Annotated in this window: 8 protein-coding genes; 1 reads left to right on the top strand and 7 read right to left on the bottom strand. The window is 66.2% G+C overall.

The annotated features are described in order from the left end of the window. A partial coding sequence (locus tag ABIS05_RS20070; RefSeq protein ID WP_348011078.1) for a hypothetical protein occupies positions 1 to 187 on the bottom strand: 187 nt, incomplete at its 3' end. Positions 188 to 297: 110 nt separating this feature from the next. Here ABIS05_RS20070 and greB point away from each other — a divergent pair. Then, complete coding sequence (greB, locus tag ABIS05_RS20065) at positions 298 to 867, top strand: transcription elongation factor GreB (RefSeq protein WP_348011077.1); 570 nt, start codon at positions 298 to 300, stop codon at positions 865 to 867. Here the strand turns inward: greB and ABIS05_RS20060 are convergent, their stop codons facing one another. The 6 genes from ABIS05_RS20060 to ABIS05_RS20035 form a co-directional block, all read right to left on the bottom strand. Then, the gene (locus ABIS05_RS20060) at positions 868 to 2,379 is read right to left on the bottom strand and encodes a tetratricopeptide repeat protein (RefSeq protein ID WP_348011076.1); all 1,512 of its coding nucleotides are present in this window, start codon (positions 2,377 to 2,379) and stop codon (positions 868 to 870) included. It abuts the gene before it with no gap. A 13-nt stretch (positions 2,380 to 2,392) separates the two neighbouring features. Further along, complete coding sequence (locus ABIS05_RS20055; protein WP_348011075.1) at positions 2,393 to 6,163, bottom strand: TonB-dependent receptor; 3,771 nt, start codon at positions 6,161 to 6,163, stop codon at positions 2,393 to 2,395. 271 nt (positions 6,164 to 6,434) lie between these two features. After that, positions 6,435 to 8,693, bottom strand: a complete 2,259-nt coding sequence (locus ABIS05_RS20050; protein WP_348011074.1) for a bifunctional (p)ppGpp synthetase/guanosine-3',5'-bis(diphosphate) 3'-pyrophosphohydrolase — start codon at positions 8,691 to 8,693, stop codon at positions 6,435 to 6,437. A 75-nt stretch (positions 8,694 to 8,768) separates the two neighbouring features. Continuing rightward, positions 8,769 to 8,972 carry a DNA-directed RNA polymerase subunit omega gene (gene rpoZ / locus ABIS05_RS20045; protein ID WP_025563690.1) on the bottom strand — a complete coding sequence of 68 codons (204 nt, stop codon included), beginning with the start codon at positions 8,970 to 8,972 and terminating at the stop codon, positions 8,769 to 8,771. A 22-nt stretch (positions 8,973 to 8,994) separates the two neighbouring features. After that, on the bottom strand, positions 8,995 to 9,615 hold the full coding sequence (gene gmk, locus ABIS05_RS20040; RefSeq protein WP_348011073.1) for a guanylate kinase: 621 nt from the start codon (positions 9,613 to 9,615) through the stop codon (positions 8,995 to 8,997). Positions 9,616 to 10,095: 480 nt separating this feature from the next. Further along, positions 10,096 to 10,617, bottom strand: coding sequence for a hypothetical protein (locus tag ABIS05_RS20035; RefSeq protein ID WP_348011072.1), 522 nt, complete (start codon positions 10,615 to 10,617; stop codon positions 10,096 to 10,098). Positions 10,618 to 10,664: the final 47 nt, after the last annotated feature.

Raw genomic sequence — 10,664 nt, 5'->3', positions numbered from 1 at the left:
AGGAACGCGAGCACACGATCCACATCGGCAACCCGTCCTCGCGTCGGGCGTGGTGGAAGTTCTGGTGAGCGGCCGACCTACCTGATCGGCCGTGCCGAGTCGTCGCGACGACGGCGAGCGCGCAGCCGATGCGGCTTCTCGGGTGCGGGCTCACACGTGCGTTGTCGCGCTCGGGGGTGCTTGTCATGTGTTGCGAGAACTTGCGGGGCGCGAGGTCGACGGGGGCGGATTGTCGCGCGGCTGCAGGGGGCGTCGCGCCGGTCCAGAATCGCGGCTGATGAACACGGCACCGATTCGATGAACAAGGCCTTCACCCGCGAGTCCGACAGCGCCGGCGACGATGACGAAGACGACATCGCGCCGCCCGCGTTGCCGGCCGGCACGAAGAACTACCTGACGCCGGCTGGCTACGCGCGCCTGCGCGCGGAGCTGCTCACGCTGCTCGACGACGAGCGCCCGAAGATCGTCGAGATCGTCTCGTGGGCCGCGAAGAACGGCGACCGCTCGGAGAACGGCGACTACCTGTACGGCAAGAAGCGCCTGCGCGAGATCGACCGCCGCCTGCGCTTCCTGACCAAGCGGCTGGATATCGCCGAGGTCGTCGACCCCAGCGCCCACCACGGCAGCGAGCAGGTCTTCTTCGGCGCGACGGTGACCTATGCCAACGCGCGCGGCGAGGAGAAGACCATCCGCATCATCGGCATCGACGAGGCCGACAGTCTGGCCGGCGAGGTGAGCTGGGTGTCGCCCATCGCGCGCACGCTGCTGAAGGCCAAGGTCGGCGACGAACTCAACCTCGTGACGCCGGTGGGCGTCGAGAAGATCGAGGTCGTCGAGGTCAGCTACCCGGCGCCCGCAGGCGATTGATCAGAACTTCTTCGGCGCTGGCTTGAGCATGGCTTCGGCGCGGGCCTTGTCATCGGCGCTGAGCCTGGCTTCGAGAACGGGCAGTGCGGCTGCGGCCTGCTCGTGCCCCTGGGCCTTGGCCAGCGTGCACCAGGCATAGGCAGCCGCCATGTCCTTGTCGCCGCCCTGGCCCTGGGCCAGCATGACGGCGAGGTTGAACATGGCGTCCGGCTGGCGGCCCCGGGCGGCAGCCTGGAAGAGCTGGCGCGCGGTGGCGTAGTTCTGCGGCACCACTTCGCCCTGGTAGAAGAAGGTGGCCAGCGCGTTCTGCGCTTCCACATGGCCCTTGACGGCGGCCTCCTTGTAGAGCACCACGGCCTTCTCGGGCGCGCGCGTCGTGCCTTCTCCCAGGTCCAGCATGCGGGCGGCCGCGTAGGTTGCCTCGATGTTGCCCGCCCGGGCGGCTGCGCTGTAGTAGGCGCCGGCCCGCTCCAGGTCCAGCGGAATGCCGGGCGGCTGATTGGGGACGCGGTGGTGATAGAGCTGACCCAGCAGGAGCATGGCCGGCGCGTGGCCGGCGGCTGCAGCGGCCTTGAGGGATTCGACCGCCTTGGGGCCATCCACCGCCGTGCCCACGCCGCTGAGCTGGGCCTGGCCGATCAGCGTGTTTGCCGGCTCGAAGCCGAAGTCCAGGGCCTTGCGCCACAGTCGCAACGCCTCCTGGGGGTTGCGTTCAGCTCCCTTGCCGCTCAGATAGGTGCGCGCCAGCAGCAGGGTGGCTTCGATGCGTGTGTTGATCTGGTCGGGCTTCTGCGGGTCGTAGCGCAGCCGGTCATTCACCGGGTGGAAGCGGGCATTGATGACCTCGTTGAGCCACTCGATGGCCTTGGGCCTGCTGGCCGGCGTGCCCAGGCCCAGCAGGTGCAGGCGCCCGAGCATCATGGCCGCCTCTTCGTAGCCCAGCTTCTTCCAGCCTTCCTCGAAACGGGCCCGAGCCTCGACGTAGTTGCCGGCCTCGTAGGCATCGAAGGCCTGCGTCAGGGATTTGTCCTTGCGGGCGATCCAGTTGCGGCCCGCCGCAAAGCGGCGGTCCGAGCCAGAGCAGGCGACCGAGGGTGTCGACGAAATTTCCCCGGCCGCAGGGCTCGACGCCGACGCTGCGGGTGTTGCGGCACCGCCGTCGGGCGCCAGGTCGCCGAAGTCCTCATCGAGCGAGCCGAAGCCACGCAGGTAAGCCAGCGTCACGTCGTCATCGGCGGCGCTGTAGCCGCCCATGAAGCCGCAGGATGAGGCGAACTGGCTCGACAGCACCTTGTTCTTGGCCGCAATGACGGCGCTGGGATCGATGGGGCGGTTGCGTTGGCCAGTGACCTTGACCGCGCCAAGCGACTGCACTTCGGCAGGCGCCTGTGCCGGTGCCGGGGCGGGCGTCTGCTGGGCCTGCAATGGCGCAGCAGCGAGCGTTGAAGACAGAGCCAGGACGGCAAAAGCCGTCCGGCTCAAGGTTGAGTTGCGCCGGACGGCTTGAGACATGGCGTCTGCCTCGTTAGCGCGGGCTGCGGTACGTCAGGCCCACATAGTAGGTGCGGCCGTAGTAGTTGTCGGTGTAGATGCTCGGGATGCCGCCTTCATAGTTCTGGTAGCCGCCCGTGCTGGCCTGGTTGCGCTCGCCGGTCAGGTTGCGCACGTCGGCAAACAGCTCGATGCCGCTCTTGAAGCGGTAGGACGCTTTGACATCCACGAACGCGGTGCGCTTGCTGAAGCTGGGCGCGCCGGGGTTGTAGGGCACGCGCCAGCTTGAGATGCCTTCGCCCGGGAAGTTGTTGACGCCAATGTTGGTGTTGGTGTTCGGCGAGAAGGTCTGGTAGCGCGAGGACACCACCTGCTGCGCGATCCGGAACTGCAGGGCACCGTCGTCGTACCACAGCGAGGCGTTGTACGAGTACTTGGGCTGACCGGCCAGCGGCAGGGCTTCGCCGCTGATCTGGTCGATCGTCGGTGCGCCACCCGAGTTGCGCAGGCGGCTGTAGTTGGCGTCGAAGCCGGTGTAGCGCAGCACGGACGGCAGGAAGGTGAATGCCGTCTTTGAGCTGAACTCGACACCGCGCCGCTTGGACGGCGTGTCGTTGTCCCACTGGGCGAACGAGAACTCCAGGTCACGCAGCGGCGTGCCGGTCAACGGGTCCAAGAGGCTGCTGCCTTCGAACAGGCGGACGTTCGAACGACCGACGCGCAGGTTGGGTGCGCCCACGAGATCGCGCTGCAGGAAGGTCGAGACCGCCAGCGAGGTGTCGCGGTTGACATACCACTCCAGCGACAGGTTCTGGCTGATGGTGGTCTGCGGCTTCATGGCCGGGTTGCCGAAGATGCGGTTGCAGCCCTGGTCGGCCACCGAGCCGTCGTCGTCGGCCGGGCGGTCATCGACGATCTCGCTCAACGTGCAGGTGATGGTGCCATCCGCAACCGGCGAGACCCGGCTCATCGGCAGGCGGGCGATCTGCTTGCTCCAGGAGTAGCGGGTCACCAGCTTGTCCGGCACCGGCCACAGGGCCAGGTTCAGCGACGGGCTCACATCCGTCCGGCTCCCCTTGAAGTCGACGTTCTGGCTGACCTGGGCAGTCGTCACATTGGTCGTATCGCCGTTGCCCTCGACCCAGTTGGCGTTCTTGCGGATGGAGCGGAACACCATGAAGCCCGTGCTGCTCATGTCGGTGCGCACCACGCGCACGCCGATGTTGCCGGCCAGCTCCAGGCCGAAGGGCAGGGGGCGGTCCGTGAACGGCAGCCGGTCGATCTCGAAGTCGGTCTGCAGGTAGCCCGCCGTCTGCTTGTCCTGCAGCCCGGTCTTGGGTCCGTCATAGACCTTGCCGTCGCTGGCGGTGCAGGACCGGATGCAATCCAGCGGCACGTTGAAACCGACCAGCTGGTACAGCTTGTCGACGTCGAGCTGGTTCCAGCCATTCAGCAACGTGGCCGGGCGGTCCTTGGAGCCGCCGTAGAACTGGCTGGCTGGTGCGAGGGTGATGGTCTGGCTCACGAGCTCCTGGAACTGTGCCGGGGTCAGTGTGGTGGTGCCGCCCACGTTGGCGCCCACGCCGGCGTCGTAGCGCGGGTTCTTCACGGTGCCGTAGGCGCAGGGCTGGCCGCCCGCAGCCAGGGAGCCTGCCGTGTCCTCGCAGCCGATCACGTTCCAGCGGCCGGTCACCGACGGCAGGTACACGCCGGGCTGGAAGCCCGGTTGGCCGGCCGTGCCCAACGGCGACTTGACCTCGCCGCCACCGCCGCTCCAGGTAGTGGCGCCGTAGTTGATCAGCTGCAGACCGCTCTTCAGCGCGGTCAGGAACGGCAGCTTGTCGACCACGTTGTAGGTCAGGTCGACCTTTGCCTGCTTCTCCGTGTTCTCGTTGTCAAACGCGCGGATGACATTGAGCTGGGTGTTGTTGGTGTACCGGGCGCGCTGCGCGGCCGTGTAGGCCGGCGTGAACACTGGGTTGAGGTTGTCGATGTTGATGGCCGTGCTGGCCACAGCAGGGTTCAGCGACGCGTAGCCGGCCAGGTTGCCCAGCTGGTCGATCGCCGCGCCGCCCGGCCGCGTGAAGTCCCAGAGCCCGTTGGGTTGCAGGTCGAAGTTGCCCACGCCGTAGGCAGAGCTGAACGAAGCCCGGCGGTCATAGCGCAGGCCGGTGCCCTTGTTGTAACTCGCCATGAACTTGGCGCGCAGTCGGTCGTTGAGGTATTCACCGCCGGCCTGCAAAGTCTTGTTCGTGGTGTCGATGCTGCTGAAGATCGTGTCGGTGCCGAGGAAGTTTCCATCCGTCGAGTAGCTCGTCACGTGGTGGGTGCTGTCCACCGTGTAGCCCGGCAGGAGGTTGGTGGTGGCGCCCTGGATCAGCGGCTGGTTGTTGGCGCGAAAGACGTAGCTGCCGGGCAGCGTAGAGCCCGAGGCGCCAGGAGTCAGCGTGCGGGTGTTGGTGACGAGGTTGTCCGTGAATGTCCCGGTCCCGTTGAACACCGGGGCACCGCCCATGCTCAGGAAGCCGACCGTGTCGTCCACATGGCGGCGGTTCTGGATCCACTTGCCGTAGACGGAGAGCTGGTCGTTGACCTTGAAGTCCAGGCGGATGTCACCGCCTGTGCGGGTGTCGTCGTTGGACCGGAAGTTGTAGCGCGGCCCGACCGTGTGTGCCGGCGTGTAGTCGTTCCACTGGTTCAGGCAGGTGGTCTGCTCGTTCAGCCGTGCGCCATAGGCAGCCGTGCGGCTGGCGGAAGGAATCGCTGCCACCTGCGCGGCGGTCAGCGTGGGGAAGGTCGAAAGGCACTCGGTCTTGGTAGTTGCCTTTGCGGCGCCTTCAAGGAGCTGCCTGTGGGTCAGCGACTGCCAGGTGCCATTGACGGTGTGCGGCTTGTCAGCCTCACTGGGCAACAGTGCTGCCAGGCTGTTGGCGTAGGAGAAGGTCTTCTCGGGGGAGTTGTCGAAGTCGGCCAGGCGCACCAGGCCTTGCTGGCCGTTCGAGCCGCCCTGGCTGATCGAGTGGTTCTCGCGAACAGTGCTTGCACGGTTGAGGTTGACCATGACGCCCAGCTTCTTGTCGAAGAACTTGTCCGTCCAGATCAGGTTGGCATCCGGCGTCGTCTTCTTGGCCAGGTCGCTCTTGCTGGCGGCCAGCCTGAACGAGTAGTAGGGCTTGTCGAAGTCCAGGCCATTGCGCGTCTCGATGATGACGCTGGCGCCCAGGGAGCCCTGGGTCATTGAGGCGGTGGAGCCCTTGACGATGTCCACGCTCTTGATCAGGTCGGACGACAGCTCACGGAACTCCGTGCCGCGGCCGTCGCCGCCGCCGAGCAGGTTGGTGCCGGCGCCCGAGGACACGCCCACGCCGTCCATTTCCACGCGGGTCGATTCGGGGCCGTTACCGCGAATATTCACGCTCACGCCTTCGCCGTAGTCGCCGCGGTCCAGTGCGACACCGGCGATGCGGGAGATGGCCTCGCCGATGTTGCGATCCGGGAAGGCGCCCACGTCCTCTGCGACGATGGAGTCCTGGACCGTGGCGGCGTTCTTCTTGCGGCTGATGGCCGACTGCTGCGACTGGCGCGTGCCGATGACGAGCACGGTCTCCAGCTCGTTGACCGGCGCCTTGGGCTTGGCGGCTTGAGCCGGCGTTGCCGTGGGCGCGGATGCGGCGGATGCAGCCGCAGCGGGCGCGGCAGGCGTCTGTTGGGCCATGGCAGCTTCATGCGCCAACAGCGTCAAGGCAAGGGAAACGGCGGCGCCGATACGGTCGCGGCGCAGGGCAGGGGTGCGGGTCGTGGTCAAGGGGGTCTCCGTCTGGGGCCGGTCCGAATCCGGGCCGTTGTTGTTGTGCAAGGGCGCTGCCACAGCCGGGGAGAACGGGTCAGGTTCCTCCGATTGAAGCGTCGGAACGGACCTTAAACAGGGGGTTACAGACCGAGAAATACGATTTCTCTGTTTATCTATATCGCCAGGGAATACCGACCCCGGAAACAGTGGTTAACCCGGGGACGCAAATAGAAACACTCAAGGCCGTGAGCGGGCCTCGCTCAGGCGGGCCGCGACGACAGCGGTGTCAGGGTTTGACGCGGGCGACGCGCTGCACGGCGGGTGTGCGCCGCAGCACGCGCAGCACGTCGGCGAGGTGCAGGCGGTCCCGCACGGCCAGCAGCAGGTTCATCTCGGCGGCCTGCAAGGCCGGCGCTTCATCGCCCATGGCGATGTGGGTGATGTCGGCTTCGGCGTGGGCCACGGCCTGGGCGACCTGGGCCAGCACGCCCTTGCCGTTGATCAGCAGCAGCGTGACGCCGACCTCGAAGCTGCGCGACAGCTCCTCGGCCCACTCGACGCTAATCCAGTGCTCGCTGTCGCGCTGGAACAGGCGCTTGCCGACGGCGCACTCGCAGGTGTGCACGATCAGCCCTTCGCCACGGCCGAGATAACCGCGCACCTCGTCGCCCGGGATGGGCCGGCAACAGGTGGCGAGCTGCACGGAGGCGCCCTCGCCGCCGTCGATGGTGACGCTGCCGCGGTCTTCGGGCTCCTCGGCAAAGCGGCCCAGCGTCAGCGCCAGCGCATCGGGCCGCTGGCCCTGCTCGGCCATCAGGCGGGCCATCTTCTTGGCGATGATGGCGGCGATCTTGCGGCCGGCGCCGATGTCGACGAGGAGCTGCTCCGTGCCGGCGCTGCCTGCCCAGGCGGCCAGGTCGTGCCAGATCTTGCTGGCCGGGTCATCCATCTCCAGGCTGGGCAGGCCCAGGCCTTCGACGCGCATGGCCTGCGCCAGCATCTTTTCACCCAGTTCGCGCGACTCTCCCTGCTCCAGATCCTTCAGGTAGTGGCGGATCTTGGAGCGCGCGCGGCCGGTGCGCACAAAGCTCAGCCAGGCCGGGTTGGGGCTGGCCCCGGGAGCGGTAATGACCTCGACGATGTCGCCGCTGCGCAGCTCGGCCCGCAGCGGCACGGCCTCGCCGTTGACCTGGGCGGCCACGCAGTGGTCGCCGACGTCGGAGTGGATCGCGTAGGCGAAGTCCACCGGCGTCGCGCCCTTGGGCAGGGCCATGATCTTGGACTTGGGCGTGAAGACGTAGATCGCATCGGGGAAGAGGTCGATCTTGACGTGCTCCAGGAACTCGTTGGCGTCGCGCGTTTCGTCCTGGATGTCGATCAGGCTCTGCAGCCAGCGCGTATTGGCTTGCTGGGCGGCCAGCGCCGAGCCCTGCTTGCCGCGGCTCTTGTAGATCCAGTGCGCCGCCACGCCCTGCTCGGCGATTTGGTGCATGCCCTCGGTGCGCACCTGGAACTCCAGCGGCGTGGCTAGCGGCCCCATCAGCGTGGTGTGCAGGGACTGGTAGCCGTTGTCCTTGGGATTGGCGATGTAGTCCTTGAACCGCCCGGCCTGAGGCTTGTAGAGCCGGTGCAGCACGCCCAGCGCGGTGTAGCACTGCAGCTCTTCTTCCGTGAGGACGCGAAAGCCGAAGATGTCGCTGACCTGGGCAAAGCTCATCAGGCCCTTCTCGCGCATCTTCTTGTAGATCGAATAGACCGTCTTCTCGCGGCCCTGCACCTCCACCCTCAGGCTGGCCTTGGCAAAGGCCGCGCGGATATCGCCCTCGATGCGCGACACCAGGTCGCGTCGGTTGCCACGTGCCTTGCCCACGGCCTTGCTGAGCGCCGAATAGCGCCAGGGGTGGAAGTACTGGAAGGACAGATCCTCCAGTTCGCGGAAGGTCTGGTTCAGCCCCAGGCGGTGGGCGATGGGCGCGTAGATGTCGAAGGTCTCGCGCGCGATGCGGCGGGCCTTGTGCGGCGCCATCGCGCCCATGGTGCGCATGTTGTGCAGCCGGTCGGCCAGCTTGATGAGGATGACGCGCAGGTCGCGCGCCATCGCCAGCAGCATCTTTCGGAAGGACTCGGCCTGCGACTCCTCTTTGGTGGAGAACTGCAGCTTGTCCAGCTTGGTCAGGCCATCCACAAGGTCGGCCGTCGTCGCATCGAACTTCTCGATGAGTTCGGTCTTGGAGACGCCGCAGTCCTCGACCACGTCGTGCATCAGCGCCGCCATCAGCGCCTGGGCGTCCAGCCGCCATTCGGCGCAGATGCCGGCCACGGCGATGGGGTGGGTGATGTAGGGCTCGCCGGTGGCGCGCTTCTGGCCCAGATGGGCCTCGTCGGCGAAGCGGTAGGCGTCGCGCACGCGCTTGACCTCGGCCTTGCTGAGGTAGCCGAGCTTGGGCAGCAGCGCGTCGAAGGAAGCCGCCTCGGCCGCCGTCGGCGGCGCCGGCTGGCGCAATCCAGGCAGCGTGAACCAGGCGGTGAGGGAGCGTTGAGCCATGCGCCCGAATTTATCCGAAGGCCAAAAGGCAACGGGCGTCCGAGGACGCCCGTTTCATGTTCAGCAGAGCCTGAATTAGACCGGCACCTTGCGCAGCATCTCGATGCCGACTTCGCCAGCGGCGATTTCACGCAGGGCGGTCACGCCGGGCTTGTTCTTGCTCTCGATGCGGGGGCTGTGGCCCTGGCTCAGCATGCGGGCGCGGTAGGTCGCGGCGAGCACCAGTTGGAAGCGGTTCGGGATCTTGGTCAGGCAGTCTTCGACGGTGATGCGGGCCATGGTGTTCCTTAGAGCGAGAGGGTCAGGGCAGGTCGAGCGCCTGAAAGACGGCCGAGCGGTTGCGCCGCTGAGCCGCGTATTTTAGCCGCTGCGCGTGGACGATCGCCTTGAGATCGAAAACGGCCGTGTCGAACACCGCGTTCACTACGACGAAATCGAAGTTCTGCGCCTGTGCCACCTCGATGCGTGCGTTGTTCATGCGCTTGGCAATCACCTCAGGCTCGGTGTCGCCACGGCGGTTCAGGCGCAGGCGCAGTTCGTCCCAGCTCGGCGGCAGGATGAAGATCAGCACGGCGTAGGCGAAGAGCTGCTTGATCTGCAGGGCGCCCTGGAAGTCGATCTCCAGCACGACATCCTCGCCATGCTGCAGCCGCGCCTCGATGCCGGCGCGCGATGTGCCGTAGAGGTTGCCGTGCACCTCGGCCCATTCGAAGAAGTCGCCGTTGGCGGCCATCGCGTTGAACTCGTCCGGCGTGATGAACCAGTATTCACGCCCGTGCTGCTCCTGGCCGCGAGGCGCGCGCGAGGTGTGGGAGATCGACACGGCCAGGCGCGAGTCCACCTCCAGCAGCGCCTTGACGAGGCTGGACTTGCCCGCCCCGCTGGGCGCGGCGACGACGAAGAGATTGCCGGGATATTCCATGTCGCGTTTCTTATTCGATGTTCTGTACCTGAACGTCGAGTTCGACGCCAAGTGCCTGTCAGATCTAGGACTTCTCTACCCGGCACCTCAGAAACCCCACAGAAAACCCCACAAGACGAGGCTGAAGCGTAGGCCGGCGCGCGCAGAGCTGAGACTGTAGCGGGACTACAAGCGCAGCATTGCTAAGAACTGCACACCTACCTCTGGTGACACCCGGTCGTTGGCCCTGGTGTCGGGGGGCATTGATGAGCATCTACGGCTGGCTTGGGTGAGGAGGAGGATCGAAAACACTGCTGAAAGACGCGCCAAGGCTCGAAATCGGGAACAGAGCCGAGATGGTTACTGCGAAAGTTACTGCTTCGCGGGCCTTCAATGTTGCCGGCTGTAATGTCACCCCAGTGGTTCACGCAAGAAGCATCTGCGGCTAGTGAACGTCCTCTTCCTCGAAGACGACGAGGTCTGCCGCGTCGTGACTCGCGACTACGTCAGATCGACGCGATTGACGCGGTGCGCCTCCAGCATGCGTGTGCCAAGTGCTGTCATGCCCAACTTTCCCACCGCATTGACTTTCGAGCCGATGTCCAGTCCGGCGGCCGCCACGCCTTGCGGGCGCAAATGAATGAATTCGCCGGTCGCCAGCATCACCCCGTTGGGCTCGCCGTGCCTGGCGAAGTGCCAAGCGCTGACGACACCCTTGATCGTTGTCTCGACGTGCTCCGCGTCGGAAGCCTTGATGGCCTTTCCGGCGACATCGGCGAATGACTTGAACTTGAACACCGAGTGCGCGCCATCCGCCGCCTTTGGCGAACGGTCGGGCACCGCCAGCACCCGCAGCTGCCTGCCGGGGCCAGTGGCTTGCGCCAACGCCACTCCCTTGCCGGATGAGGCCGACACCTGCACCAAGGAGCCCTTCATGCTGATCAGCGCGCCCTCGACGGCGCCCTTGGGGCTGAAGAGCAGTTGCTGGCAGGTGCCGTGTATGAATTCGCTGTGCTTGTCCATGGGATCTTTCAAAGGTGTACGGTTGATGCGAGCGCATGCAGAACTTG

This window comes from Roseateles sp. (genome assembly GCF_039929605.1).
In the GTDB taxonomy this organism is placed as follows: Bacteria; Pseudomonadota; Gammaproteobacteria; order Burkholderiales; family Burkholderiaceae_C; genus Pelomonas.
This window is presented reverse-complemented; position numbering and strand designations above follow the sequence as displayed.

Excerpts from the sequence above, each read along its gene's own strand:
- greB (WP_348011077.1), top strand. The coding sequence starts at position 298 with ATGAACAAGGCCTTCACCCGCGAGTCCGACAGCGCCGGCGACGATGAC.
- ABIS05_RS20060 (WP_348011076.1), bottom strand. The coding sequence starts at position 2,379 with ATGTCTCAAGCCGTCCGGCGCAACTCAACCTTGAGCCGGACGGCTTTT.
- ABIS05_RS20035 (WP_348011072.1), bottom strand. The coding sequence starts at position 10,617 with ATGGACAAGCACAGCGAATTCATACACGGCACCTGCCAGCAACTGCTC.
- ABIS05_RS20050 (WP_348011074.1), bottom strand. The coding sequence starts at position 8,693 with ATGGCTCAACGCTCCCTCACCGCCTGGTTCACGCTGCCTGGATTGCGC.
- gmk (WP_348011073.1), bottom strand. The coding sequence starts at position 9,615 with ATGGAATATCCCGGCAATCTCTTCGTCGTCGCCGCGCCCAGCGGGGCG.
- rpoZ (WP_025563690.1), bottom strand. The coding sequence starts at position 8,972 with ATGGCCCGCATCACCGTCGAAGACTGCCTGACCAAGATCCCGAACCGC.